This window comes from Bosea sp. BIWAKO-01 (assembly GCF_001748145.1).
Classification (GTDB): domain Bacteria; phylum Pseudomonadota; class Alphaproteobacteria; order Rhizobiales; family Beijerinckiaceae; genus Allobosea.
On the sequence record NZ_BCQA01000001.1, the window covers coordinates 3,260,799 to 3,285,924 of the forward strand.

General features: G+C 64.7%; 30 protein-coding genes. 12 read left to right on the top strand and 18 right to left on the bottom strand.

The genetic code is table 11. The features are described from left to right. Window positions 1-215 precede the first annotated feature (215 nt). The 4 genes from BIWAKO_RS15000 to BIWAKO_RS15015 all read left to right on the top strand — a co-directional run bounded on the left by BIWAKO_RS15000 (window position 216) and on the right by BIWAKO_RS15015 (window position 3,751). A complete protein-coding gene (locus BIWAKO_RS15000; RefSeq protein ID WP_069879338.1) occupies window positions 216-731 on the top strand; it encodes an acyltransferase in 516 nt (171 codons plus the stop codon). Beyond that, window positions 728-1,852: a DegT/DnrJ/EryC1/StrS family aminotransferase gene (locus tag BIWAKO_RS15005; RefSeq protein ID WP_069879339.1), complete on the top strand. Its 1,125-nt coding sequence runs from the start codon at window positions 728-730 to the stop codon at window positions 1,850-1,852. Before BIWAKO_RS15000 ends, BIWAKO_RS15005 begins: the two co-directional genes overlap by 4 nt. Window positions 1,853-2,039: 187 nt before the next feature. Next, window positions 2,040-2,813 (top strand): Crp/Fnr family transcriptional regulator, encoded by a 774-nt coding sequence (locus BIWAKO_RS15010; protein WP_069879340.1) that lies wholly within the window; start codon window positions 2,040-2,042, stop codon window positions 2,811-2,813. Between the two features lie 197 nt (window positions 2,814-3,010). Next, window positions 3,011-3,751: a helix-turn-helix transcriptional regulator gene (locus BIWAKO_RS15015; RefSeq protein WP_176733328.1), complete on the top strand. Its 741-nt coding sequence runs from the start codon at window positions 3,011-3,013 to the stop codon at window positions 3,749-3,751. An 81-nt stretch (window positions 3,752-3,832) separates the two neighbouring features. Here the strand turns inward: BIWAKO_RS15015 and BIWAKO_RS15020 are convergent, their stop codons facing one another. The 10 genes from BIWAKO_RS15020 to soxY all read right to left on the bottom strand — a co-directional run bounded on the left by BIWAKO_RS15020 (window position 3,833) and on the right by soxY (window position 11,688). Further along, window positions 3,833-4,126, bottom strand: a complete 294-nt coding sequence (locus tag BIWAKO_RS15020) for an Rdx family protein (protein WP_069879341.1) — start codon at window positions 4,124-4,126, stop codon at window positions 3,833-3,835. A gap of 166 nt (window positions 4,127-4,292) precedes the next feature. Continuing rightward, complete coding sequence (locus tag BIWAKO_RS15025; protein ID WP_141740363.1) at window positions 4,293-4,682, bottom strand: c-type cytochrome; 390 nt, start codon at window positions 4,680-4,682, stop codon at window positions 4,293-4,295. Between the two features lie 82 nt (window positions 4,683-4,764). Further along, window positions 4,765-6,042: an NAD(P)/FAD-dependent oxidoreductase gene (locus tag BIWAKO_RS15030; protein WP_069879343.1), complete on the bottom strand. Its 1,278-nt coding sequence runs from the start codon at window positions 6,040-6,042 to the stop codon at window positions 4,765-4,767. A gap of 64 nt (window positions 6,043-6,106) precedes the next feature. Further along, window positions 6,107-6,631: a DsrE family protein gene (locus tag BIWAKO_RS15035; RefSeq protein ID WP_069879344.1), complete on the bottom strand. Its 525-nt coding sequence runs from the start codon at window positions 6,629-6,631 to the stop codon at window positions 6,107-6,109. Window positions 6,632-6,664: 33 nt separating this feature from the next. Continuing rightward, complete coding sequence (locus BIWAKO_RS15040; protein WP_069879345.1) at window positions 6,665-7,015, bottom strand: c-type cytochrome; 351 nt, start codon at window positions 7,013-7,015, stop codon at window positions 6,665-6,667. Beyond that, on the bottom strand, window positions 7,015-7,740 hold the full coding sequence (locus BIWAKO_RS15045) for a c-type cytochrome (protein WP_069879346.1): 726 nt from the start codon (window positions 7,738-7,740) through the stop codon (window positions 7,015-7,017). The genes BIWAKO_RS15040 and BIWAKO_RS15045 overlap by 1 nt, the downstream gene beginning before the upstream one ends. Beyond that, a complete protein-coding gene (soxC, locus tag BIWAKO_RS15050) occupies window positions 7,724-8,995 on the bottom strand; it encodes a sulfite dehydrogenase (RefSeq protein WP_069879347.1) in 1,272 nt (423 codons plus the stop codon). The genes BIWAKO_RS15045 and soxC overlap by 17 nt, the downstream gene beginning before the upstream one ends. Window positions 8,996-9,043: 48 nt before the next feature. After that, window positions 9,044-10,741 (bottom strand): thiosulfohydrolase SoxB, encoded by a 1,698-nt coding sequence (soxB, locus tag BIWAKO_RS15055; protein WP_069879348.1) that lies wholly within the window; start codon window positions 10,739-10,741, stop codon window positions 9,044-9,046. Between the two features lie 100 nt (window positions 10,742-10,841). After that, window positions 10,842-11,171, bottom strand: coding sequence for a thiosulfate oxidation carrier complex protein SoxZ (soxZ, locus tag BIWAKO_RS15060; protein WP_043238560.1), 330 nt, complete (start codon window positions 11,169-11,171; stop codon window positions 10,842-10,844). A 52-nt stretch (window positions 11,172-11,223) separates the two neighbouring features. Further along, window positions 11,224-11,688, bottom strand: a complete 465-nt coding sequence (soxY, locus tag BIWAKO_RS15065; RefSeq protein WP_069879349.1) for a thiosulfate oxidation carrier protein SoxY — start codon at window positions 11,686-11,688, stop codon at window positions 11,224-11,226. Window positions 11,689-11,904: 216 nt separating this feature from the next. Between soxY and soxA the strand changes: the two genes are divergently transcribed. Both soxA and soxX read left to right on the top strand, forming a co-directional pair. Beyond that, on the top strand, window positions 11,905-12,696 hold the full coding sequence (soxA, locus tag BIWAKO_RS15070) for a sulfur oxidation c-type cytochrome SoxA (RefSeq protein ID WP_069882517.1): 792 nt from the start codon (window positions 11,905-11,907) through the stop codon (window positions 12,694-12,696). Window positions 12,697-12,709: 13 nt separating this feature from the next. Further along, complete coding sequence (gene soxX, locus BIWAKO_RS15075; RefSeq protein ID WP_069879350.1) at window positions 12,710-13,333, top strand: sulfur oxidation c-type cytochrome SoxX; 624 nt, start codon at window positions 12,710-12,712, stop codon at window positions 13,331-13,333. Between the two features lie 82 nt (window positions 13,334-13,415). On the opposite strand, the gene BIWAKO_RS15080 is transcribed toward soxX, so the two are convergent. After that, complete coding sequence (locus tag BIWAKO_RS15080) at window positions 13,416-13,979, bottom strand: thioredoxin family protein (protein ID WP_069879351.1); 564 nt, start codon at window positions 13,977-13,979, stop codon at window positions 13,416-13,418. A 13-nt stretch (window positions 13,980-13,992) separates the two neighbouring features. Continuing rightward, window positions 13,993-14,733 carry a cytochrome c biogenesis CcdA family protein gene (locus BIWAKO_RS15085; protein ID WP_211201783.1) on the bottom strand — a complete coding sequence of 247 codons (741 nt, stop codon included), beginning with the start codon at window positions 14,731-14,733 and terminating at the stop codon, window positions 13,993-13,995. 50 nt (window positions 14,734-14,783) lie between these two features. Here BIWAKO_RS15085 and BIWAKO_RS15090 point away from each other — a divergent pair, with 50 nt between their 5' ends. From BIWAKO_RS15090 to BIWAKO_RS15100, 3 genes are read left to right on the top strand one after another with little or no spacing between them, the layout of a single operon-like run. Continuing rightward, the gene (locus BIWAKO_RS15090; RefSeq protein WP_069879352.1) at window positions 14,784-15,203 is read left to right on the top strand and encodes a thioredoxin fold domain-containing protein; all 420 of its coding nucleotides are present in this window, start codon (window positions 14,784-14,786) and stop codon (window positions 15,201-15,203) included. Next, the gene (locus BIWAKO_RS15095) at window positions 15,200-15,583 is read left to right on the top strand and encodes an ArsR/SmtB family transcription factor (protein ID WP_069879353.1); all 384 of its coding nucleotides are present in this window, start codon (window positions 15,200-15,202) and stop codon (window positions 15,581-15,583) included. Before BIWAKO_RS15090 ends, BIWAKO_RS15095 begins: the two co-directional genes overlap by 4 nt. A 30-nt stretch (window positions 15,584-15,613) precedes the next feature. Next, on the top strand, window positions 15,614-16,711 hold the full coding sequence (locus tag BIWAKO_RS15100; RefSeq protein WP_069879354.1) for a YeeE/YedE family protein: 1,098 nt from the start codon (window positions 15,614-15,616) through the stop codon (window positions 16,709-16,711). A gap of 15 nt (window positions 16,712-16,726) precedes the next feature. On the opposite strand, the gene BIWAKO_RS15105 is transcribed toward BIWAKO_RS15100, so the two are convergent. From BIWAKO_RS15105 to BIWAKO_RS15130, 6 genes are all read right to left on the bottom strand, one after another. Then, a complete protein-coding gene (locus tag BIWAKO_RS15105; RefSeq protein ID WP_069879355.1) occupies window positions 16,727-17,638 on the bottom strand; it encodes an MBL fold metallo-hydrolase in 912 nt (303 codons plus the stop codon). A gap of 83 nt (window positions 17,639-17,721) precedes the next feature. Continuing rightward, the gene (locus BIWAKO_RS15110) at window positions 17,722-18,696 is read right to left on the bottom strand and encodes an ornithine cyclodeaminase family protein (RefSeq protein WP_069879356.1); all 975 of its coding nucleotides are present in this window, start codon (window positions 18,694-18,696) and stop codon (window positions 17,722-17,724) included. Window positions 18,697-18,824: 128 nt separating this feature from the next. After that, window positions 18,825-19,220 (bottom strand): OsmC family protein, encoded by a 396-nt coding sequence (locus BIWAKO_RS15115; RefSeq protein ID WP_069882519.1) that lies wholly within the window; start codon window positions 19,218-19,220, stop codon window positions 18,825-18,827. 100 nt (window positions 19,221-19,320) lie between these two features. Next, window positions 19,321-19,776 (bottom strand): RbsD/FucU family protein, encoded by a 456-nt coding sequence (locus tag BIWAKO_RS15120; protein ID WP_069879357.1) that lies wholly within the window; start codon window positions 19,774-19,776, stop codon window positions 19,321-19,323. A gap of 1 nt (window position 19,777) precedes the next feature. Further along, complete coding sequence (locus BIWAKO_RS15125) at window positions 19,778-20,617, bottom strand: amidohydrolase family protein (RefSeq protein WP_069879358.1); 840 nt, start codon at window positions 20,615-20,617, stop codon at window positions 19,778-19,780. Between the two features lie 4 nt (window positions 20,618-20,621). Further along, window positions 20,622-21,650: an aldo/keto reductase gene (locus tag BIWAKO_RS15130; RefSeq protein WP_069879359.1), complete on the bottom strand. Its 1,029-nt coding sequence runs from the start codon at window positions 21,648-21,650 to the stop codon at window positions 20,622-20,624. Between the two features lie 188 nt (window positions 21,651-21,838). Between BIWAKO_RS15130 and BIWAKO_RS15135 the strand changes: the two genes are divergently transcribed. From BIWAKO_RS15135 to BIWAKO_RS15145, 3 genes are all read left to right on the top strand, one after another. Continuing rightward, the gene (locus BIWAKO_RS15135) at window positions 21,839-23,191 is read left to right on the top strand and encodes an ABC transporter substrate-binding protein (RefSeq protein ID WP_069879360.1); all 1,353 of its coding nucleotides are present in this window, start codon (window positions 21,839-21,841) and stop codon (window positions 23,189-23,191) included. A gap of 148 nt (window positions 23,192-23,339) precedes the next feature. After that, window positions 23,340-24,254 carry a carbohydrate ABC transporter permease gene (locus BIWAKO_RS15140; protein WP_141740366.1) on the top strand — a complete coding sequence of 305 codons (915 nt, stop codon included), beginning with the start codon at window positions 23,340-23,342 and terminating at the stop codon, window positions 24,252-24,254. Continuing rightward, window positions 24,251-25,069, top strand: a complete 819-nt coding sequence (locus BIWAKO_RS15145; RefSeq protein WP_069879361.1) for a carbohydrate ABC transporter permease — start codon at window positions 24,251-24,253, stop codon at window positions 25,067-25,069. The genes BIWAKO_RS15140 and BIWAKO_RS15145 overlap by 4 nt, the downstream gene beginning before the upstream one ends. Window positions 25,070-25,126 lie beyond the last annotated feature (57 nt).

The following is a 25,126-nucleotide window of genomic DNA, read 5'->3' on the forward strand; positions in this document are numbered from 1 at the left end:
CGCTGCGTCGGGCGGGGGCGCCGCAGACCTTGGTGGCGCGGCCAGCAAGGTCCTGCTGCCACGGGAGGAGAAGCAATTCGTCGGAAGGTGTAGGGAGCCTACTGCTCCGGGCTGTCCGCCTATAGGCTTCATCCGAACGAGGCGCGCCCTTTTCCCATCGTTCCGGTTCCCCTTTTGCAAGCTAGCGTTCTGCCGGAGCAGGGAAGGGGAGCGCCATGCCCATCATCGACGTGGACTTCGGTGATGATGTCGTCGTCAGCCATCCCGATCTCGTCAATCTCTATGGCTGTACGATCGGCTCGGGCACGCGGATCGGCCCCTTCGTCGAGATCCAGCGCGGCAGCCGCATCGGCCGGCGCTGCAAGATTTCCTCGCATTCCTTCATCTGTGAGGGGGTGGTGCTCGAGGATCAGGTCATGATCGCCCATGGCGTGATGTTCACCAATGATCGGATGCCGCGCGCGGCCGGCCCGGGGGGATCGCGAGAGGCGCAGGCGTGGGCCCAGGAGGCCACGGTCGTGCGCCGAGGGGCGTCGATCGGCTCGAATGCCACCATTGGCTGCGGGGTCGAGATCGGAACCTTCGCCGTGGTCAGCTGCGGCGCAGTCGTGCTGCGTGATGTGCCGGCCCGCGCGGTGGTCGCCGGGGTCCCGGCCAGCGTCATCGGCCATTCCGGCGCCAACGCCACTGCGCCCAGGTTGTTTGAAACCGTGCTGGGGGAAACCTCATGATCCCATTTCTCGATCTCAAGGCTCAGTTCAAGACGGTGCAGGAGCCGCTTGAGGCGGCCGTCCTCTCCTTCCTGCGCAGCGGCAACTATGTCCTGGGTGAACCGGTCGCGGCCTTCGAGCGCGCGTTCGCTGAATATTGCGGTGTCGGTGAAGCCGTGGCCGTGAGCAGCGGCACGGCAGCCCTGCACCTGGCCCTGCTCGCGGCCGGCGTCGAACCCGGGGACGAGGTGATCACGGTGCCTATGACCTTCGTCGCAACGGTGGCCGCGATCCACTATGCGGGGGCGAAGGCGGTTCTGGTGGATGTCGATCCCAACAGCTTCACCATGTCGCCGGAAGCCTTCGAGGCTGCAATCACGCCGGCGACCCGTGCCGTCGTGCCCGTCCATCTCCATGGCAGGCTTGCCGATATGGCGGCGATCGGCGCCATCGCCAATCGCTACGGCATCACTGTGATCGAGGATGCTTGCCAGGCCCATGGCGCGGAGCGCGATGGCATACGGGCAGGCGCCTTCGGCTCATATGGCTGCTTCAGCTTCTATCCCGGCAAGAATCTCGGGGCCTGCGGCGAGGGGGGCGCGGTGATCACTGACGATTCCAAGGCCGCTCAGCTGCTGCGCAGCTTGCGCGACTGGGGGCAGGAGGGACGTTACAATCACGTCAGGCCGGGCTTCAATCTGCGCCTCGACGCGATCCAGGCCGTCGCGCTGCAGGTCAAGCTGCCCTATCTCGATGGCTGGACACAGAAGCGCAAACGGATCGCTGCGGCCTATGAGCGGCTGCTGGGAGACACTGAGCTGCAGCTTCCGGCTCCGGCCCGGCGTGCGGAACACGTCTTTCATGTCTACGCGATCCAGAGCGAAGAGCGGGACTGGCTGCGGACGGAACTCGCCAAGGCGGGGGTTTCGACGGGCATCCACTATCCTCGCCCGGTTCATCTGCAGCCGGCCTATGCGGGGCTGGGTTACGAGCCCGGCGACTTTCCAGTCTCGGAGCGGCTGGCGCGGCGCTTTCTCTCGCTGCCGATCTTCCCGGAACTTGTCGCGCCCCAGCTGGCGCGGGTCGCTTCCGCTCTTATCCGGTGCTGCGAGGAGCGGCATGTCCGCGCGGTCGATGCCTGAAGCCGTCGATCGTCACCACGCGCAGCTTCCCGCATCAAGGCCACGAAGGCGCCCTCAGGGAGTCCTTTGGGGCGCCAAAGTACAATGAAACGGTTGAAGCTGGGTCCGAGAAATGCAGCTTATCGGGGATTGGCGGTTAACATAAGTTAACTCTTCAGGCCATCGCGCAGCCGTGGCGGAGGGGGTTATGCATCGCATCCAGTCGGCCGTGGCGTCGAACCATGCGGGCGTTGCGCGGGAACGCGTGTGGTGCCTGACATGCCCGTTGCGGCAGAACCCCGCGCTCCATGGCGTGTCGGATGCGGATGCTACGACCCTGGAAGAGTTCAAGCAGGGGCAAAGGTTTGCCGAAGCCGGTAGCGTGATCCTGGAACGAGGCGCGCGGCCCGGGTTGTTCACGCTGTTCTCCGGCTGGGCTGCAGAGTACCGGGCTCTGGGATCCGGCGAGCGTCAGCTCGTCGCCATCCTCCTCCCCGGGGATCTGATCGGTCTCGATACGGTGATGGTGGGCCCGTCAGAGAGCACCATCATTGCCCTTACCCCCGCCATGCTGTGCAGTTTCGCGCCGGCGAGAGTCGACGAGATGTTCCGGCACGAGAGCTTCATGCGGAGCATCACGCGTGCGGCGGTTGCCGGGCGCCGCCGCCTTGTGGATTCGCTGACCGCGCTCGGTGCGGGGCGGACGTCTCGTGCGCTCGCCCATTTCGTCGTGACGTTACACGATCGCCTGCAGATCCGGGGGCTGATGCATGACGGGGGGTTCAAGACGCCGCTCGGGAAACGCCATCTGGCGGAGGCTTGCGGAGTCACCGGGGTTCACCTGCATCGCGTCATGCAATTCCTGCAGGCTGAGCGGGTGATGTCCTTCGCGTCCGGCCAGTTCAGCATTTACGACATGGAGCGCCTGCGCCGTATGGCTGGTCTCTCCGTCAATGGTGCAGAGGCAGAGACAGTCCTCTGATGTTGTCTTCACGATTTTTTGTTCTAAGGGGGGGAGGTAGAAAGGTAACATTTGTTTGGGTATCAGGATAATTTTCTTTGGCTGGCTTAGAATTTATGTAAAATTTAATACATGGAGAAAGCGGCGGCAGTTCTCCTTTTAGACTTATTTTGGCGAAATTTTGGGGCGATTCGTTTTAATTTAAGGATATTGTTATGATGTTCGAAAATATACATGAGAGTCTGCCGCTCATGGCCGATCGGCGGCCATCCCTGACTCGCTCGGGAGCCGAAGAGATTTCGCGTCTCCGAGAGCAGCCTGCCGCGATCATCATCATCGAAGCCAGGCAATTGATCCGTGATTGCCTGGCTTCATCCCTGCTCTCTCAAAGTCGTGATTACGAAGTCGAGACGTTTTCGTCGCTGACGGAATGGCGTCGCGAGCGGTCGAGCCCGCCGCGACCGGGAACGGTCGTTCTGCGCTATGTGAGCGGTCCGCGCTGCCGCAAGGAGATCGAACGGGAGATCGAGGATCTTGCCGTGGATGGCGATGTCTCGCTGGTCCTGCTTTCGGATACCGAGGACGTCGACGAGATGCTGGAGGCCATCGCGACCGGCGCGAAAGGCTATATCCCGACAACGCTTAGCCTCGACGTGGCACGCGGCGCGATGAGCCTGGTGCGTTCGGGCGGAGTGTTCATTCCGTCGGGGAGTCTGTTGTCGCGTCGCGCCGGCAAGCCGGGAGACCCGGTCGGGCCACGGCAAATGTTCACGCCCAGGCAGGCGGCGGTGCTTGAGGCCGTGCAGCATGGAAAGGCGAACAAGGTGATCGCCTATGAGCTCGACCTGAAGGAAAGCACCGTCAAGGTCCATGTCCGCAACGTCATGCGCAAGCTTGGTGCGCATAACAGGACAGAGCTCGCCGTCCTGAGCTTCAACTTGCCGGGCTCGGGTCGGTAGGGCGCGGCAGAGGAGACGCGCGCCCGACAGGTGATACCAGGCCGGGCGCCGGGATCGTGAGGCTCGCTCGCGCAGGATCGCTCAGCCGTGGCTCTGGTCGAGATGGCCGAGGTCGCGGCCTGGGTCGAGGCGATCCCGCACGCGCTGCTTCAGCGCCTTCACGTCGGGGAAGCCGCCATCATTCTTGCGGTCCCAGATCAGCACGTCGTCATAATGGATCTGGAAGGTCCCGCCTGTACCGGGCAGGAGCGCGACTTCGCCAAGATCGGGGCCGAAGGTCGAGAGCAGTTCCTGGGCCATCCAGGCCGAGCGCAGCAGCCAGTTGCATTGCGTGCAGTAGGTGATGGCAATGCGGGGGCGCACGGTGTCCGACATGGCGAGAGCCTTGGCTTGCGAGCAGAGAATCCGTTCCGGGCTCGGAACGCTTGACAGCGCTCATGCCAAAATAAGCCTGACGGAACAAGCAACGCGACGACAGGGCTGATCCCGTCGGCGCGCAGGCGTGTGCCGGCCTGCCAGCCTGATCGAGGCCGGCTTTAGCTCACATCTTCTTGCCGTCCTTGTCGTACTGCTTGAGGAAGGCGGTGAGATCCTTGATCTCCTGTTCGTTCTTGATGCCGGCGAAGACCATCTTGGTGCCGGGGATCTTGGCCCGCGGATCCTTGATGTACTCGGCAAAGACGGCCTCGTCCCAGGTGATGCCAGAGTTCTTGTTGGCGTTGGAGTAGCTGTAGCCCTCGACGGAACCGGAATGCCGGCCGAAGAGACCGTTCAGGATGGGCCCCACCGTATTCTTGGCGCTTTCGCCAAGCTGGTGGCAGGCGCGACACTTGTTCCAGGAGCGCTCGCCGGCGGCGACGTCCTGGGCTTGGGCTGAATTCCCGAAGATCGCGGTAGCGATCAGGATCGTGGCGCAGGCAATCGCTTTCATCATGGTTCCTTCACCGGCAAGCAGGCCGCGCGGAATCGCGCGGCGGGAAATTCAGAATGCTTCCAATCGGCGCCTGGGCCAATCACGTGAACATGTCGGCGGTGATGCCGGCATACCAGCCGATGTTCTCGGCCTGGGTCTGTTTGCGCAACTCGTCGCTCTCGCCGGGCTGCGAGACAAAGGTCTCGACAGCGGCGATTTTGCCGTCTTTCGGCTCATATCGACCGCCAACCTTGATGGCGTCGTCGGTGTCGACGAGGCTCCAGCAGGTGTTGACGTAGCGCGGCGGGAAGGTGCGAGACCCGGACAATTCGCCGCGGATGACCATGGCCGCGACCTTGGCCTGGCTGTTGGCCGAGAAGGCGGATTTCGGCATGTCGCCAGCAATGCAGGCATCGCCGAGGACGAAGATGGCGGGATCGGCTGCCGACTTCATCGTGGCGGGATCGATGGCGCAATAGCCGCCGGCAGGCGCAAGCCCGGCCTCGCGCGCGATCGCGCCCGCCATCTGGGCCGGGATGACGTTGACGAAGGCGCAGTTCTTGTAGGTTTCGAAGCCGGTCACCACGGTGTTGGTCTTGGGGTCGACCGACTTGATGCCGTCATGCACCTTGGGGCCGAGCCACTCGATCATCGTGCCGTAGCGTTTCTCCCAGTCGGGCTGAAAGACGCCCTGCTTGGAAAAGCTCTCCTTCGGATCGAGGATGACAATCTTCGCCTGCTTGCGCCCGGTCTGCATCAGGACATGGGCGAACATCGAGGCACGCTCATAGGGACCTGGCGGGCAGCGATAGGGATTGGGCGGAGTGATCATCACGATCAGGCCGCCATCCGGCACTGCGTCGAGCCGCTCCTTGATCAGCTGGGTCTGGCGTCCGGGCTTCCAGCCATGCGGCATCGCCTCTTCGGCCTCCTTGGACCAGCCTGGGACGGAATCATATTTGAGGTCGATGCCGGGAGAGAGAACGAGCCGATCATAAGGCAGGCGCTCGCCGGTGGAGAGCACGACCTCCTTCTTGTCGCGGTCGATCGCGGTGGCGCGGGCGCGGGCCAGCGTGATGCCGTTGTTCTTCGTCAGCGCGTCGTAGCCATGGACGAGCTCGTCATAGCTCTTGAACCCGCCGATAAAGAGGTTGGAGTGAAAGCAGGTCTGGTAGCGCTCGTTCTCCTCGACCAGCGTCACCGCAATGGCGCCATTGCTGTCCTTGGCGATGTAGCGGGCGGCAGTCGCACCCCCCGCACCGCCACCGACCACGACGACGCGCGGCTTCGCCTGGCCGAGCACCGCGGGGGCGCCAAGGGTTGTCGCTCCGGAGAGGGCCAACCCGGACAGTACCAGTGAACGGCGATCGATCAGCATCTCTCTCTCCCCATTTTCGTCAGTGAATCCGGTGGTCCTGACCCCGGCAGGCCTTCTTCTGTGCCTATCCGACCTTCATGTAGCCAAAGCCCTTGGCCTGCAGCGCAGCCACGGCTGCCACTCCCGACGGCACGAAGCTGATGAACGCGGCATCGCGAGCCTTGGCCTTGTCGAGCTTCAGCCGATCGAAGGTGATCTCGCAGAGATGAATCTTGAGGCCGTTCTTCGCAACATCCTCGATCCGTTCGAAAATCTTGGGCACCATGGCCTCGTCGCGCCAGCTGGTGTCGGTGAGGTCGTTCAGGAAGAACTTCACGCCCTGTCCATGCGCGACGACGACCAACTGCAGGGCGAACGGATCGGCGCCATAGGCAGAGTAATGGTTTGCGATGTTGGTCAGCATCTGAACGAAGCGCTGCGGATCGCCGAAATCACAATGATAGACACAGGCGACATCGGCTTCCTTCTGGAGGTCGGTGAGCTTGAGGTCGCGCGGCGCAGCCCGTGCTGGTGTGGCTGCCGCGGCAAGACCGGAGGCCGCTGCGAGAAGCATGCTGCGACGCGTGGCGTCCGCTGATGAATGTGACATTTGGCCCTCCCTCGGGGTTCGCCGGCTTCCGGTCTATGGAGCTGGTTTGAGGCTGCCGTAATAGCTTGCCAGCGCCTCGACCTCTTCCTGGCTCAGGCGCCCGGCGATGGTGCGCATCACCTGGTTCTCCCGCTGCTTGTCCCTGTAGCTGTTCATCAGTGCGATGAACTGGTCGGCGGGGACGCCGACGATGGCAGGAATTCCTCCATCATGGCGCCCGCTGGTCTGGTGGCAGGCGGTGCATTCCGACGAGAGATACTCGCCGAGCGCGCGGTCGCCGGCCGCCTGTGCGCTGGACATTGCGTGGATCAGCGCCGCAAGGCCGGCCAGTGTGGCCAGGGCCGGCCGGGATGCGCACTCTGCGATGGCGCGGCCTGTCCCCATCAATCCACCTTGGGGGCAGTCTTGGAATCGGGCGTCACATCGAGCACGGCGGCTCGCCCGGTGATCTTCACCTCGGCCTTGCAGTCCTTCATGCAGGGCTCCTTGCCCCAGAACGCCTTCTCGGTGGTTTCGCGGTCATCGTCATAGAAAGCCGCTGCGTTCGGCAGTTTGACGCTGGTGAAGTTCTTATCAGACAGCTCGAACTCCTCGTCCTTCACGATGTCGTTGAGGTAGAGCAGATAGGCTGTCAGGGCATAGATCTCGTCCGGTGAGAGCGATTGCGCATTGCCATAGGGCATGGCGCGGCGGATGTAGTCGTAGACGGTGGAGAGATCCGGCCAGAACGAGCCGATCGTCTTCTCCGGACGGTCCGAGGTCAGGCTGCCCTGGCCGCCTGCCAGCACGGGCCAGCGGCCATTGCCCTGTCCGAACTCGCCATGGCAGCTCGCACATTGCGTCTGGAAGAGCTCGTCGCCCTGCTTCACCGTGCCCTTGCCGGGCGGCAGGCCCATGCCGTCGGGCCGCACGTCGATGTCCCAGGCCTTGATCTCTTCCGGCAACGCCAGGCGGCCGAGATTGAGTTTCGCATGCGCCGGCTGACCGGCCGCGTGCGGGACCGGCTTGGGCTGGGCCTGCTTCTGAGGCTGCGCGATCAATGGGCCGGCTGCGACGACGGCGAGCGCCGCGAAACCCGCAAGCAGGGCGAGCTTAGGCGATCTCGACATTCTCGGTCTCCCCATTCGCCCGGACGAGCCAGGTCTGAATGCCGTTATTGTGGTAGATGGAATTGACGCCGCGCACCTTGCGCAGCTCGTCCTTGGTCGGCTGGACATAGCCGGTGGAATCCATGGCGCGGGACTGGATCAGCAGTTCCTGGCCGGCCCAGTCAAAATCGACATAGAAGCGGGTCAGCGACTTATCGAGAACGGGGCCGTCGATGCGGGCGCTCTGCCAATTCTTGCCGCCGTCGAGCGTGACGTCGACGCGTTTGATCGTGCCGCGTCCAGACCAGGCAAGCCCCGAAAGCACATTGCGCCCCTTATGCTTCAGCGGCGCCTGCGGCGAGGGATTGGTCACCACGGATTTGGCGTCCATGATGAAGGTGAAGCGGCGCGAGCGGCCATCCGCCAGCAGGTCGGTGTATTTCGAGGTTTCCTCGCGCGCCATCCAGGGTTTGTCGCCGACTTCGATGCGGCGCAGCCACTTGACCCAGAGATTGCCTTCCCAGCCGGGGATGACGGCACGCAGCGGATAGCCCTGCTCGGGCCGCAGCGCCTCGCCATTCATGGCGAAGGCGATGAGCACGTCACCCAGCGCCTTCTCGAGCGGTAGCGACCGGTTCATGCCGGAGGAATCAGCACCTTCCAGCATCAGCCATTTGGCGGTCGGCTTCACACCCGCTTCTTCGAGCAGGGCCTTCAGCGGCACGCCCGTATACATGACGTTATGGACCATGCCGTGGGTGAACTGGCAGCCATTGAGCTGCGCGCCGCGCCATTCCATGCCGGAATTGGCGGCGCATTCGAGGAAATAGACGCGGTTCTGCCGCGGCATGCGCCGGATGTCTTCCATGGTGAACACCAGCGGCTTTTCGACCAGGCCGTGGATCATCAGGCGGTGATTGGCCGGCTCGATGTCGGCGATGCCGCCGTGATGGCGCTCGAAGCAGAGGCCGGACGGCGTGATGATGCCGTCGAGTTCATGGAGTGGCGTGAAGTTGACCGAGGATTCCGGGGATGCCGTCAGCCAGGAGACGTCCCGGCGCATGACATGTTTCTCGTGGCGCGAGGGCATTCCGTAGGGCCGCTTGTCGACGCCTTCGCCGAGATAGCGGTTCCAGTCCTGGACTTCGGTGATCAGCGGGTCGGGAGCCCCGGCGCGGGCGCCGGTAGCCGAGGCGGCCAGCCCCGCGCCAGCCATTCCGGCCGCGCCGAGGAAGCGGCGCCTGCTCAGGCTTTCGCGGTTGCGGGGGGAGGTCATGGCGGCAGATTCCTCTGGATTGGGAGGGTTCAGGGAGGACGGCGCGGGTCAGGCGCCGGTCACCTTCACGGCGTCGTTGGGTGTGATCGAAACGGTCTTGGTGCGGGCGACATGGTCGCGAACCACATCCCAGATCGGCGGCCCCTGCGTGCCCTCGTTGACGCTGGCCCAGCCGGCAACGACGTATTTCCGGGAGGCATCGATCGGCTTGCCGGATTTCAGATGCGTCAGCCCGGAGATGCGGCTGCCCATCGGCTTGCCGATATCGATGGCGTAGCCCATGCCGCCAATGCGGACCATGTCGCCGCCGCCCTGGAAATAGGGGTCGGGGTGGAAGATATTGTCGGCGACGTCCTCGAGGATCTCCTTGAGCTGGGCGCCGGTCATCTCCATGCGGTAGCAGTTGGGATAGGTGATCGCGGTGGCGTTGGTGATCGCCTCCCAGGTGATCGGCTCGCCCGGAAGCAGCGTCCCGCCCCAGCGGAAGCCGGGGGAGAGCGCGATCTCGGCGTCGCGCTGGCTGAGCATCGCGTCGCAAATCAGGTCGTCGAAGGTGCCGTTGAAGTTGCCGCGCCGGTAGAGCAGCGACTCGGTCCGTCCGATCTCGCGGGCGAGATCGGCGGCGAAGGGCTTACGGAGCGCCCTGACCAGCGCTGCCATTTCGGTATCGGGGGTGATCGCTTCGGAGAAGACCGGCATCAGCTTGAAGCGGATATCGGCGACCTTGCCGTCCTTCACCGCGATATCGAGCCGCGACAGGAACTTGCCATGCGAGCCGCTGGCGACGAGGGCGGTATTGCCGACGCGCACCACACCGGGCATCGCGTCATGGGTGTGGGCGGTCAGGATGACGTCGAGGCCCTTGACCCGCGCGGCCAGTTTCTTGTCGACGTCGAAACCGTCATGCGAGAGCAGCACGACGATGGCTGCGCCCTCGGCACGGGCCTCCTCGACCTGCTTCTGAATCTCCTCCTCGCGGATGCCGAACTCCCAGTCCGGGAACATCCAGCGCGGGTTGGCAATGGCAGTCCGCGGCAGCGCCTGGCCTATCACCGCAACCTTGACGCCGCCCTTCTCGAAGACCTTGCGCGGCTTGAAGACGGGTTCGTTCCATTCCTTGTCGCGAATGTTCTGGGCAAGGAAGGCGAAGGATGCGCTCTCGGCGATCTCCTTGACGCGCTCGGCACCGAGCGTGAACTCCCAATGGCCGACCATGGCATCGGTCTTCAGGGCCGACATGACATCGACCATGTCCTGCCCCTTGGTCTGGAGCGAGCTCCAGCTGCCCTGCCAGGTATCGCCACCATCGAGCAGCAGGACCTTGTCGTCTCCGCGTTCGGCGCGGATCGCCTTGACCAGCGTCGCGATGCGGTCGAGCCCGCCCATCCGGCCGTATTGGCGGGCAAGCGAGGTGAAGTCGTCAGAAGTCAGGGCAAAGGCGTCGGCCGAGCCCGTGGCGATCTTGAAATGCTCCCGGAACTCCGCGTCGGTCAGGTGCGGCGGCTGCCCCTTGGCCTCACCGACGCCGAGATTGATCGAGGGTTCGCGGAAATGCAGCGGCACGAGCTGCGCGTGGATATCGGTGACGTAGAGAAGCGTCACGGTGCCGAGCGGGTCGAAGCGCAGGATGTCGGCCTGGGACAGGCGCTGCTGCGCGGCTGCGCGGCCGAGCGGGCCCAATCCGGAAGCTAGCGTGATGGCCGCAGCAGCCGATGTTGCCTGAAGAAAATCGCGCCGTGAGATCATGATCCACCCTTGGGCGGCGCGCAGCCGCCCTCATGCGGGGACGTTTCGCCCCGCTTGTCCGTTCGATGCGAGCAACCGGCCGAGGCGCGGCCGGCGGACATCAGCCGACCGTCAGCTTGTTCTTGGCGGTGTATTCGGAACCGTCGTCATCCTTCCAGGTGAAGGTGAACTCGCCCGATTCCGTCGCCTTGAAGAAGAAGGACTGGTACGGATTGGCCGAAATCGCGGGATGCCAATCGGCGGAGAAGACCGGCTTGCCGTTGAAGCTCGCGCTGAACTTGTTGATGATCTTGCGCGGGATGGTCTCGCCCTTGGCGTCCTTGCGCTGGCCGGATTCCATCTCGTGCGAGATCAGCGTCTTGATCTCGATCATCTCGCCTGCGGCGGCCTTGGCGGGAACGCGGACCCGCGGGGTGGGCTTGGTGCTCATGGGTGTATCCTCACCGTGATCTTGTCGTTGTCGGGGCTGGAGCGCGCAGGCCTCAGCCGCCGCAACCGCCGATCGTGACCTTCACATTGGCCTTGGCCATGTGCAGCGCGCCGTTCGACATCTCGGCGACGCAGACGATGTTCTGGGTCTGGGCAAGACGCATGCGGGTCGCGGCCGAGGCCTTGCCGCAAGCCGGCGTGAAGCTGTAGCTGACGATGCCGGGAAGCGGGTTGCCGTCGGCATAGACATGCACGGCCTTGACGTAGTCGGCGTCCGTCATCGGGCTTTCGACCTCGATATTGATCGGGACGACGAGGCCGTTCTCAGCGATCTCGGGAACGTCGAGCTTGATCTTGCCCGCGGCGAAGGGCTTGTCGCCATAGAGCTTCTTCAGTTCGTCCGCGACCGTCTTTTCATCCGCGAAGGCCAGCTTTGCGCCGAGAAGGCTGGCCACGGCGGCGAAGGCACCCGCCTTGAGAGCGCGACGGCGCGACAGCCCCGCTTGCTGAAAATCCATTCGGACATCCTCCCTGGAATTATTCTGGTTAGCTCTTGACGACGCGACCGTCCGTCGCACATCATTTCGACATATCGTGATATTGTTTTTTGTGAATGTAAAGGCTTTCAAATCAAGAAAGCCGGGAATGAAGGTCGCATGAAGCGGCCGGCTGGGGAAACGAAAGGGCAGGGCATGAAGCTCACTGTGATCGGCGCGGCAGTTCTTGCCGCGGCCATGACGCTCGCGGCCGGGCATCTGACCGCACAATCGCCGCCGCAGGACGACAGCGAGAAGGAGATCGAGCGCTATCGCCAGATGCTCTCGGACCCGTTCTCCAATCCCGGCTACCTCGCCGTCGATCGCGGCGAAGAGATCTGGACGACGAAGCGCGGCACCAAGAATGTCTCGCTGGAAGGTTGCGATCTCGGCGAGGGCGCCGGCAAGCTGGAAGGCGTCTATGCGCGGCTGCCGCGCCATTTCGCTGATGCCGACAAGGTCATGGATCTGGAGCAGCGCCTGCTCTGGTGCATGGACAAGGTCCAGGGGTTCGACACCAAGGACGTGCTGTCGCGGCGCTTCTCCTCCCCTGGAAAGGCCTCCGATCTCGAGGACCTGACGGCTTTCATCGCCAACAAGTCGAACGGCATGAAGCTCGAGCCGCAGCTCAAGCACGCCAAGGAACTTGAGATGGCGGCTGTCGGCGAGGAGCTGTTCTACCGGCGCGGCGGCGTGATGGATTTCTCCTGCGCCACCTGCCACGCCGAGGAAGGCAAGCGCATCCGCCTGCAAGGCCTGCCAAACCTGTCCGTGCCGGGCGCCACCGCGCAGGCGACGATGGCGACCTGGCCGACCTATCGCGTCTCCCAGAGCGCGCTTCGCACGATGCAGCACCGGCTTTGGGACTGTTATCGGCAGCAGCGCTGGCCGATGCCGGATTTCGGCTCGGACAGCCTGACCGCGCTGACCGTCTTCCTGAACAAGCAGGCGGCCGGCGGTGAGCTCAATGTGCCTTCGATCAAGCGCTGAGGGGGCGGAACCGATGATCAGATCAGCTTTCGTCTCCCTCACCCTCAGCGCCTTCGCGCTCTGCGCTCCGGCCTCGGCGCAGGACAAGCCCGCCAAGCCGAGCCAGGCGACGATCGAGGCCTATGTGAAGTCCACTTTCGGCAAGGCGCCGGCGGAATGGCAGGCTCGCATCACGCCGGATGAATCGCTGGCGGCCTGCAACGTCCATCGCAATCAGGTTTCGTCCGCAGATGCGGAGGCCATCACCAAGCGCGAGCTTGCCAGGGTCAGCTATCCCGCCGACGGCAAGTTCCTCGGCAACTGGAAGGAAGGCTACAAGGTCGCCAATAACGGCCGGGGCGGCCAGTTTTCGGATCCGCTGGACACCGTTTCCGGGGGCAACTGCTTCGCTTGCCACCAGCTCGACCCGAAGGAGCTGAGCTATGGCACGCTCGGCCCGAGCCTCGCCGCCTATGGCAAGGACCGGAAATACGACGCCGAGGCGATCAAGGACGCCTACACCAAGATCTACAATTCACAGGCCGTGGTGCCCTGTTCGAACATGCCTCGCTTCGGCACCAACAAGGTGCTGAGCGAACAGCAGATCAAGGACGTGATGGGCTATCTGTTCGACCCGGAATCACCAGTGAACAAGTAGCGGCAATGCCCAGCGGCAGTAGACGCCATCCCGGCCTCGGTTCCTCCGTGGCCGGGATGATTGCGTCTTGAGGTCGCCGACGTCAGGCGCCTTGCCGCTTCAGCCATTCCGGGAAGGTGGCGGTCTCGTAGCCCTTCTCTCGCACAAAGCGGAACATGGCGAGGAAATCGCGTGGTTCGAGCAGTCCCGGCATGCGCGCGACCTCGCGGGCCTGCGGCTTTCGTTGGCCAAGTCCCTCTGCGCTCTCGGGCATGAACTGGATCGTCGGAGTGAAGCGCACGCCATAGGCCTCGCCGAGCGCCTTCTCGCCCAGTTTGCGCCCATCGAAATCGGTGACCTCGCGGGCGCCGATATGGTTGAGGTGCAGCACCTCGAAATTGGCCTTGATGTATCCTTCGATCTTGGGATCGGCGAGATGCACCTCATGCATTCGCCGGCAGGCCGGGCAGCCCTTGAGGCCCCACATTATCGCGAGGCGCTTGCCGTTGCGGGTCGCGGTTTCGATGTCCTCGGAGAGATCGAGGAAGCTCTCGAGATACCAGTCCTGCTGGTAGAGCCCGTCGTCGCCGAGCCTGGCGGCGGCGAGGGCCCGAGGCGCGAAGCAGGCGGCGAGCGCAGAGCCGAGAAGTCCGCGTCGGGTCAGCATGGAAACTCTCCCTTCAGCCGATCGTGCCGAGGATCGGCATGGTCTGCAGCAGCCAGCCGGCCAGCGCCGGCATCATTCCGGTGATGAACAGCAGGCCCGTCACGACGAGCCCGGCGCCCATGGTCTTCTCGATGACGGCCATGTGCCGGCGGAAGCGGGAGAGCCAGGTCAGGAAGGGACCGGCAAAGACCGCCGCCAGCAGAAAGGGCAGGCCGATGCCGAGTGCATAGGATGCGAGCAGAAGCGCGCCGCGCGAGGCGCTGCCCTCGGCGCCCGCGACCATCAGCACCGTCGCCAGCACCGGCCCGACGCAGGGCGTCCAGCCGAACGCGAAGGCAAGCCCGACGAAATAGGCGCCGAGCAGGCCGGCGGGGCGTGCGGATGTCTGGAAACGGGCCTCCCGGTAGAGCAGGGGAATCCGCAGCCAGCCGAGAAAATGCAGGCCCATGACCAGGATGACTGCGCCGGCGGCGATGGACAGCGTGTCGAAATGGGCGGTGATCCAGGTCCCGATGGTCGAGGCGGTGGCGCCGAGTGCGACGAAGACGGTGGCGAAACCGAGCACGAAAACGGCGGCCATGGCGATGATGCGACGGCGCTGCGCGGTCGTCAGCGCGCCCTCCGAGCCGGACAGTTCGCCGATGCCGACACCCGCCAGGAAGCAGAGATAGGGCGGCACCAGGGGCAGCACGCAGGGGCTCAGGAAGGAGAGCAGACCGGCTGCGAAGGCCCCTGCGATCGAGATGTCGAACAAGGTTCAACCCGCCAATTGTTTAAACATATGAATACGACTATGTTTGTCGGATGAAAGCAATCGCGAAATGGCTGAGCGGGCATGCCGGCCTCGCAGCACTGGTGGGGGTGGCGCTTGTCAGCCTGCCGTTGCGGGCGGCAGAGCTGGTGATGTTCGAACGCGACGGCTGCATCTGGTGCGCCCGCTGGGACCGGGAGGTCGCCCCTGTCTATGCCAACACGCGGGAGGGCAAGGCAGCACCACTGAGGCGCGTCGATCTCGGTTCCACCCGTACTGATGAGCCTGGACTTGCTGCACCGGTTCGCTTCACACCGACCTTCGTCCTGATGGATGAGGGGCGCGAGGTCGGCCGGATCACCGGCTATATCGGCGACGACGCATTCTGGGGTTTGCTTGGCAAGATGCTTGCTGGCATGGACAGTCCCAGCCATCGAACCCGCGGCCAGTCCGCGACAATGGAACGAAAATGAGCGCGATTGTCTCCAAGGCCCTTGAAGCCGAGCTGCGCGACGGTGCCGAATTCTCGGCCGAGCTCGATCAATTGATGCGCAAGGCCCGCAAGGCCAGCGATTTCCTGAAGGCCCTGTCCCACGAAAACCGGCTGCTGCTGCTCTGCCTGCTGGCCGAGCGTGAGCGCACCGTCACGGAACTTGAGAACATCCTCTCGCTGCGCCAGCCGATGGTTTCGCAGCAGTTGGCGCGACTGCGGCTCGACCAGTTGGTCACTACGCGTCGCGACGGCAAGGCGATCTATTACAGCCTTGCCAATGACGATGTGCGCCAGGTCATCTCGGTGATCTACGACATCTTCTGCAACCGCCCCGAGAGCGCGGACCGCTCGCGTGATTGAATTGCGGGCCGGCAGGGGCGCCTGACGATCATGGAACCTCTGCCGACCTGGGCCGTGACGCTGATCGGCGTCGTCATCGGCGCAGCCTGCGGCTTCACTGCGCGGCGTGCCCGGCTCTGCTCCTTCGGGGCGATCGAGGATGCCTGGATGGGTGGCGATACGCGCCGCCTGCGCATCTTCGGGCTTGCGCTCGCCGTTGCGCTCTTGGGCACGCAGCTTCTGGTCGGACTCGGCTGGCTTTCGCCCCGGCTCTCGACCTATGTGCCCTCGGCCCTGCCCTGGCTCTCGATCCTGCTCGGCAGCACGGTCTTCGGGATCGGCATGGCGCTGGTCGGCACCTGCGGCTTTGGCTCTCTCGTTCGCCTCGGTAGCGGCGATCTGCGCAGCCTGATCGTGATGATGGTTTTTGGCGCCGTCGCCTATGCCACGCTCCGCGGCATGCTGGCGCCCTTTCGAATCGATGTGCTCGAGACTGTGGCCCTGCCGCTCCCCGGTGGGGTGCAAGGCGACCTGCCCTCGCTGCTCGCCTGGTTCGGCCTCGGTGACTCGCGCCTCGCTATCGTTCTCGCCACCGCCCCGGTGCTGATCCTGGCTGTGGTGGTCGATCCCCGCCTGTGGCGTTCGCCGCGGCTGTTGCTGGCCGGACTGACGCTCGGATTTGGTGTCGTCGCAGGTTGGTGGGCGACGGGCGTAGCTATCGATGAGTTCGCCGCGTTTCCGCGCCCGCAGAGCCTGACCTTCGTCTCGCCGATCGGCCGGGCACTTTATGCAGTCCTGACCCACCCGATCGGGTTCCTCGATTTCGGGGTCGGCACCATTCTGGGGGTGATGCTCGGCGCCTTTGCCTCGGCGCTGTACGATCGCGAGTTCCGCTGGGAGGCCTTCGACGATCACCACGAGATGCGCCGCCATCTGGCTGGCGGCGCGCTGATGGGGTTCGGCGGCATTCTCGCGGGCGGCTGCACCATCGGGCAGGGCGTCACGGCCGGCTCGCTGATGGCCTTGTCCTGGCCACTGGCGGTCGCCGGCATGATGCTCGGCGCCCGCATCGGCATTGCAATTCTGGTCGAAGGCTCGGTGCGCGAGATGCTGGCCGAACGCCTCGGGCGTCGCCGTCGCTGCGACTGAGCGCTCGCCTGCCGATCAGGCCGCGGACGGGATGAAGCGGAAGGCCTGCCCGCTACGCTCGACCGTGCCGATCCCGCCCTTCGACAGGTGATAGCCAATCACCCGCAGCTTCTCGTCGGCGGCCCGGCCAAGCACGGTCTTGCGGGTCTGAACCGCCTGATCCGCGTCATGATCGGAAGCTGGGCGCCATTCCGGATGTGCGAAGGATGCGACCGGATGCGTCGCCGCGTCGCCCAGCACGAGGAGCCTGTCGCTGCCGTCCGTAATCTCGAAGGAGACATGTCCCGGCGTATGCCCGGGCGTCGCGACAGCCGCGATTCCCGGCAGCACCTCCTCGCCTGCGGCGAAGGTCTTCAGCCCGTCCTGGAGACCCTTTAGGACACGCTGTGCGCCGGCTGCAAAGGCGTGCCGGTCTTCGGAGAGACGCTCATAGACTTTGGCATCAGTCCAGAACGCCACCTCGTCGCGGGCCGCCAGCCAGGTCGCATTGGGGAATGCCGGGCTGTCAAACTCGTCGAGCGCGCCCCAGAGATGGTCCGGGTGCAAATGGGTGAAGACGACATGGCTCACACTGTCGGGCGCGATACCGGCAGCCTCCAGGCTTGATGCGAGCTTGCCGCTGCCCGCAAGAAAGTGCGCGCCGGCGCCGCAATCGAACAGGATCGTCTCACTGCCGCGCTTCAGGCAGGTGACGTTCAGCACGGTCTCGGCCGGCCCCTTGCTGCCGGTCATCGCCTCGAGCTGGGGCAGCGGCGTATCGCGTGCGATCATCGAGAGCGGCAGCTGGAAGCCCCCATCGCTCAGCACCAGGATCTCGGCCTTGCCGAGCCCGGCCCGCGCCACGACCTGGGCTCGTGCCGCACCGCCGCAGAACGAGGCCGCCGCCGTCAGACTGGCTCCGAGAGTAAAGGCGCGCCGGTCAAGCATTGAAGGTCTCACATATTCCTATGGATGAATATGTGACGCTAGCAGAGCTCCGTTGCCTTGTCTTCCTGTTTGCAGACGCGATCTCAGCGCGGGAGGCGCAGGCCGGCTTCCCTGGTCAGGGCCGCGCGATAGACAGTAGCCGCCACGGCGAGATCGGCGAGCGCGAAGCCGCGGAAAATGAACATGGCGCGCTGCTCCGCGTCGAGGCGTCCGGGCCGGACCCCGCCGGCAAGTTCCGTCAGGTCGGCATCAAAGCTGCCGAGCGGGCCGACGTCCCCGGCGATAGGTGGGCTCTCTGCCTGTTGCCGGTGATCGTCGGTGGCCAAGAGGTCGAGCTTGCGCAAGCCATCCGGCAGCCAGCTGCGGGCAACGTCGACGGCAGCAACGAAGGCGCCCGGCTTCAACCAGGCAGGATCGAGGAAGGGCGCGAAGCCGGGCTGCATGGGCACGGTCGTGATGACCACGTCGCTGGTGCGAACGACGTCGCCGGCATCATCAAGGGCCTTCGCCGCAAAGCCCTGCTCGCGGGCGTGCTCTATGAAGAGATCGGTGGTGCGGCGGCTTCGCCCGAACGCGCGAACTTCGCTCAGGCCGGGCAGCAGGGACTTGAACGCGGCAAGATGCGAACGGGCCTGCAGGCCGCAGCCGATGAGGCCGATGGTGCGGCTCTCGGGGCGCGCCAGGAACTCTGCTGCTGCCGCCGACATCGCGGCCGTGCGGATCGCCGTGACGAGGTTGCCGTCGAGGACGGCCAGCAACGTGCCGGATGTATAATCGTTGAGAGCAATCATCGCGTGGATGCCGGGCGTGCCCGCGCCATTCGCGGCGGGTGCCATGCCGAGCCATTTTGTCGCCGCCATGCCGATCGCGGGCGAGGCCGCGCAAAGCGACTGGAAGGCGTGGCCGGGGCCGATTTCGAGCGCAAGCTTGGGCTTGCTCAGCGTCTGGCCGTCGTGATGCGCCTTGAAGATCGTCCTCACCGCCGCGCGGGCGAGCGCTGGATCGAGATCGAGCCCGGCGATGTCTGCTTCACGGAGGTAGAGGAGAGTGTCAGGCATGGGCAGGCTCGCAGCAGACGGGACTCGGATGAGCTGGATCGGGCCAAAGACGCACGGGCGCGATCGCTCGCCCAGTGTGGTTCTTCTAGCGGCGTGAGTGCCGGAACGGAAACAGACTCACGAGGGTGTCAGCCGTCGGACAGTCGTGTCGCAATGTCGGCGCCGGCCTTCAGCGTCAGGGTCACGGGTGTACGCTCGGCGATATCGGCGAGACGCGCCCGCTGATCCGCAGACAGATCGCCCGTCAGCGTGATGACGCGTTCGATCTTCGAGCGGTTCTCGACCTTGACGTGGTGCAGATCGATATCGACAGCCTGCAGGCTCCACTGCTTTCGCTCGGCATACATTCGCAAGGTGATGGCCGTGCAGGCGCCGAGGCTGGCGAGCAGCAGGTCATAGGGCGCTGGCCCGGCATCGGCTCCGCCCAAGGCCGCCGGTTCGTCGGCAACCAGCGTACGGCCGCCGCCCATCCTGATCGTCGTCGCAAAATTCGTCGTGCCAATATGGGCGTTCGCGCGGGCCATGAAGCCATCCTCCAGGCTCGTCAGCGCAGGCTGTCGAAGCTGCGCCGACGGCGTCACGATCCTGAGCGGCGCAGGCGCGCTTGCCAACCCTCGTGCGGGCTCAGCCTGGAAGACCCGCGATGACGCCCTTGCGCAGCAGAAAGCAGCCATAGGGCCGTGGGTCGCCGACCTGGACGACAGCGAAGCTCGCCTTCGCCGCGGCATAGAAGGCGAAACGTTCGATGCCTAGGCATGGCACGGGCTCTCCCATGGCGCGGTCGATTTCGGCCTGAACCTCGGCCTGGACCGGCGGGATCTCGTCGGGCTTGCCGACAACCTCCATGCGACGCAGCGAGCCGGGCTCGAAATCGTCGATTGGCAGGACGGAGAGGATGGCGCGGGTCGCGCGGGCCATCGAAAGGCCGGGCAGTCGGATCAGCCTTCCGCTGGCGGTCGCGCTGGCAACGGTATCGGCCGGATGATTGGCATCGACAATGGCCAGATCGTCGCCATGGCCCATCGCGGCCAGAACCCAGAGCAGATCGGCGCTCAAGACAGGGTCGATGCCCTTCAGCATATCAGTTGCGTCCTCGGTGGGAGAGATAGAGCCTTTGGGCATTGCCGCCCATGATCGCGGCGCGATCGGCTTCGGGCAGGGGCGCCAGCAATTCCGCGACGGTTTCGAACCAGCGGGAATAGTCGGCCCGCAAGGTGACGACGGGCCAGTCGCTGCCCCAGAGCAGGCGATCGGGACCGAAGACGGCGAGCAGATGCGAAACGACCGGGCGCAGGGTCTCGATGGTCCAGCCGGCCGAGGCTTCTGTGACGAGGCCCGAGATCTTGCAGAAGGTCTGGGGCCGCGCTGCGACCGCGGCGATATCCTCGCGCCAATTCGCGATCTCCCCACTGATGAGATCCGGCTTTGCGGCATGGTCGACAACGACGGCGAGCGTCGGATGTCGATCGAGAACGGCCAATAGTGGCGCAATGTGCCGCGGTCGCAGCAGCGCGTCGAAGACGAGGTCATGGGCTGCCACCGCCGCGAAGGCGGGCGCAAGGGAAGGGCGGGCCAGCCAGTTCTCGTCGGGAATGTCGTGGACCATGGGCCTGAGCCCGACCAGCAGCGGGTTGCCGCTCAGGCGGGCAATCCGCTCGGACGCATCGAGTGCATCGAAATCGCACCAGCCGACAACGCCGGCGACGCTTTGGTCGTCCTCTGCGATGCCGAGCAGGAATGCCGTCTCTGCCTCGGTCGGCGCGGCCTGGACCAGGATGGTGCGCGCGATGCCGTGCCGTGCCAGCAGCGGTGCCAGGTCCAGTGGCCCGAAGTCGCGGTGGATCGGGCCCAGTGCCGGGGTCAGCCAACCATAGTCGCCGCGTGAGAGCTGCCAGTAATGCTGATGGGCGTCGATCCGCATCGGGCTATTCCGGCACAGGAATGTCAGCGCCGAGCAGGCCTTCGGCCTTGAGCGCGCTCCAGAGCTCGGACGGAACCGGCGCGGCGATTTCGGCAAGTTGGTCGGCGACCTCCGCGGGTGAGACCGCCCCCAGGACGACACTGGAAACGGCGGGGTGGCCCAGCGGGAACTGCAGCGCCGCACGGCGCAGTGGCACCTCGTGGTGCCGGCAGATCGTCTCGATGGCGGCAACCCGCGCGAGGATCTCGGGCGGAGCCGGCTTGTAATTGTACCTGGCGCCAGCAACGGAGCCCGTGGCCAGGATGCCGGAATTGAAGACGCCGCCGAGCATCAGGCCGATGCCCTTCTTCTGCGCGAGCGACATGAAGGATGCGAGCGCCGGCTGTTCCAGCAGCGAATAACGGCCGGCCAGCAGCATCGTGTCGAAGTCGCCGGCATGGGCAAAGCGCTCGCACATCTCCGCTTCATTGACCCCGACTCCGATCGCCTTGACCGTACCGGCCGCCCGCAATTTGTCGAGCGCGCGGTAGGCGCCGGCCATTGCCTCGAAGAACCGGTTCTCGATAGCGTCCGCGCCATGGGTCCAGATGTCGACGTCATGGATCAGGACGATATCGATATGGTCCGTGCCGAGCCTGAGGGCCGATTGTTCGAGCGAGCGCATGGCCCCGTCATAGGAATAGTCGAAACGCATGCCATGCGGCAGGCCGCCCAGATAGCCCGAGCCGGTGCCGCGCCCCGCGAAGGGCTGTGCGACGCGGCCGACCTTGCTGCAGAGCAGCACATTCTCGCGGCCGACCCGGCGCAATGCCGCACCGATGCGATGCTCGGACAATCCGTGGCCATAGAGCGGCGAGGTATCGATCAGGGTGACGCCGCCGGCGACGGCGGCCTCCACGGTTGCGACGGCCTGAGCCTCGTCGAGCCTTGCATAGAGATCGCCGAGAGGCGCCCCGCCGAAGCCGAGCGTGGAAACGCTCAACCCGGTACGGCCAAGAGTTCGCATGGGGAGGGGCGGCGCAGCTGGGGGCATGGCGACGGGTCCATGAATGTACTGCAGCGACTATGTGCACGCCAACATGTCAGCTTGCAACCGACCTCGAACGCGATTAGCGTCAGCACCGGATCCGAAGAGCAAAGTCTCGACGGGACCGGCGTACAGCCGGATAATCAGGCAGGCTCGTCAACGGGCCGCAATTCGCGTCCACAGGGAGGACAATCATGACAGACAGCATTCTGAGGCCGAGCCGGCGCGCGCTTCTGCGCGGGGCTGCAGCGTTGGGCGCGGCGGGCGCCGTCGGTTCGCCGATGGTTCTGCGCGAAGCCCATGCGCAGGCGGCCTTCAACTGGAAGCGCTTTGCCGGCACGACGATCGACGTGCTGTTGGTGAAGAACCCGCGTTCCGACCTGATGCAGGCGGCCGAGAAGGAATTCACCGAGCTCACCGGAATCAAGGTTTCGGCCGAACAGGTGCCGGAGCAGCAGCAGCGCCAGAAGGCGGTCATCGAGTTCGCCTCGGGCAAGCCGAGCTTCGACGTCAGCGGCATCTCGCTGCATGTGCAGAAGCGCATGGCCGCCAAGGGCAAGTGGTTCGAGGATCTGACGCCCTTCATCAAGGACGCCTCGCTGACCTCGCCGGACTTCAATTTCGATGATTTTGGCGCGGGACCGGTCGCCTACGCCCGCCAGGCCGACGGATCGCTCGATACGATCCCGTTCTTCGTCGATTACTGGATGATCTACTACAACAAGGAGCTCTTCGACGCGAAGGGCGTGGCCTATCCCAAGACGATGGACGAGATCGCCACGGTCGCGGCCAAGCTGCATGATCCGGCCAAGGGGATCGCCGGCTTCGTCTCGCGCGGCCTGAAGAACGCTAATGTCCCGGTCTGGGCCAGCCTGTTGCTCGGCCAGGGCATCGAGACCACCTCGCCCGAAGGCAAGCTGCTCACCGATACGCCCGAAGCGGCGTGGGCAGGCGAGCTTTACAAGAAGCTGAACAGGGAGACCGGCCCGGCCGGTCAGGTCGGCTTCAACTGGAATGAATGCCAGACCACCTTCATGCAGGGTCGCGCCGCGATGTGGCTCGACGGCATCGGCTTTGCCACGCCGCTCGAGGACCCGACGAAGTCGCGCATCGTCGGCAAGGTCGGCTACGGCATCACACCGCCCGGGCCGAAGGCGCATCATGCCGGGATGTTCGCCGATGGCATGGGCATTTCGCGCGGCTCGCAGAAAAAGCAGGCCGCCTGGCTCTATCTCCAGTTCATGACAAGCAAGGCGCAGCAGATCGCGATGCTCAAGGCCGGCGCCGGGGCGCCCGGGCGGGCCTCGGCCTATCTCGACACCGAGACCATCTCGCAGTCGAAATTCGGCAAGCAGTATTTCGAGTGTCTGCTTGGCTCGGCCAAGGTCGCCCGCGCTGCGCTGCCGCAGATTGTTCCGGTGACCGAATTCCGCGATGTCTTCGGCGTGGCGCTGACCAATGCGCTCGGCGGTGCCGATGTCGCTGCGGAATTGAAGAAGGCGACCGAAACCTTCGCGCCGGTCCTGGTCAAGAGCGAACAGGGCTGACGACCATCGCCATCATGGCCGGGCATGCCCTGGCCATGATGGCTTTCCCCGTTCGGGGAGGGCGATGTTCACGACGCGGATGCCTGCCACAGGGCGGGCATGACAAACCGTTTTCAGCAAAGCGCAGAACATGACCAACACAACCGCCATGCCAGCGGATCTCGCGACGCCCAAGGTGCTGCCTGCGAGACATTCAGCGGATTTTACGCCGCGCTACTGGCTGTTCTCGTTGCCAGCCGTGCTGGTCATCCTCGGGGTGATCGTCTTCCCATGGCTGTTTACGCTCTACATGTCGGGCCATGACTGGAAGATCGGCGGAGGCCCGGAATTCGTCGGCCTGCAGAACTTCTCGGAGCTGTTCCGCGATACGCGCTTCCTCGAATCGATGGGGCATACCGCCTATTTCACGGTCCTCGCCGTGGTGCTGCCGATCGTCTTCGGTACGGCGGCGGCCCTGGTCTTCCACCGCGAGTTCCCGTTCCGAGGGCTGCTGCGCACCATTTTCGTGATGCCGATGATGGCGACGCCCGTCGCTGTCGCGCTGGTCTGGACGATGATGTTCCACCCGCAGCTCGGCGTGCTGAACTACCTGCTATCGCTCGTCGGGGTTGGACCCCAGCCCTGGGTCTACGATCCCCATACCGTGATCCCGACGCTGATCCTGGTCGAAGTCTGGCACTGGACGCCGCTCGTCATGCTGATCGTGCTCGGCGGTCTGGCCGGCTTGCCGAAGGAACCCTATGAATCTGCGCTGATCGACGGCGCCAACTCCTGGCACATGTTCCGCCACATCACGCTGCCGCTGGTCTGGCCCTTCATCATGGTGGCGATCGTGATCCGCACCATCGATGCGCTGAAGGCCTTCGACACGATCTTCGTGATCACCCAGGGCGGGCCGGGCACGGCGTCTGAGACGCTCAACATCTTCCTCTATCTGCAGGCCTTCCAGTTCTACAAGATCGGCTACGCCTCGGCCGTGGTGGTGATCTTCTTCGTCATCATCATCATGCTCTCGCTGCTGCTGCTCTACGCGCGCCAGAAGTCGAAGTGGAACGCGGAATGAAGCGGCTCGCCTCCAAGATCGGTTTTGCGCTTTCGGTCTTCGTACTGGTTTCGCCGGCCGTCCTCGTCTTCCTCTGGATGCTGTCGCTCTCGTTCAAAAACGAACTCGACAACACCGCTTTCCCGCCGGTCTTCATCCCGAACCCGCCGACGCTGGCGAACTATCTCAACGTCTTCGAGAAGAACAACTTCGCGCTCTATCTCTGGAATTCGATCCTGGTCACGGGCGGGGCCGTGCTGATCGGGCTCGGGGTCGGCGTGCCAGCGGGCTACGGCATCGCCCGCGGCAAGGCGACGAAGTTCGCGATCCTGATCCTGGTCGCCCGCATGACGCCGGCCTTGTCCTACCTGATCCCGCTCTTCCTGTTGTTCCAGATGACCGGGCTCGTCGGCAGCATCAGCGCGCTGGTGATCACCCATCTCGTCATCACCATTCCGATCATCGTCTGGATCATGATCGGCTATTTCGAGAATGTGCCGATGGAACTGGAGGATGCGGCGCGCATCGACGGTGCGACGACGTGGCAGGCCTTCCGCCATGTCGCGCTGCCGCTGGCGCGGCCCGGCATCGTGGTCGGCGGCATCCTCGCCTTCATCTTCTCCTGGAACAACTTCATCTTCTCGGTCGTGCTCGGCGGCAAGAACAGCCGGACCTTGCCGTCTGCCGTCTACAACTCCCTGACCTTCGAGCAGATTTCCTGGGGGCCGCTCGCCGCCGCCGCGCTGCTGGTGACGCTGCCGGTGTTGCTGCTGACGGTGCTGGCCCAGCGTGAGATCGTCGCCGGATTGTCGGCCGGGGGGCTGAAGGATGGCTGAGCCGCATCCCGATTTCCGCGACCTCCCGACCTTGCGTCAGGGTTGACTGCAGACTAA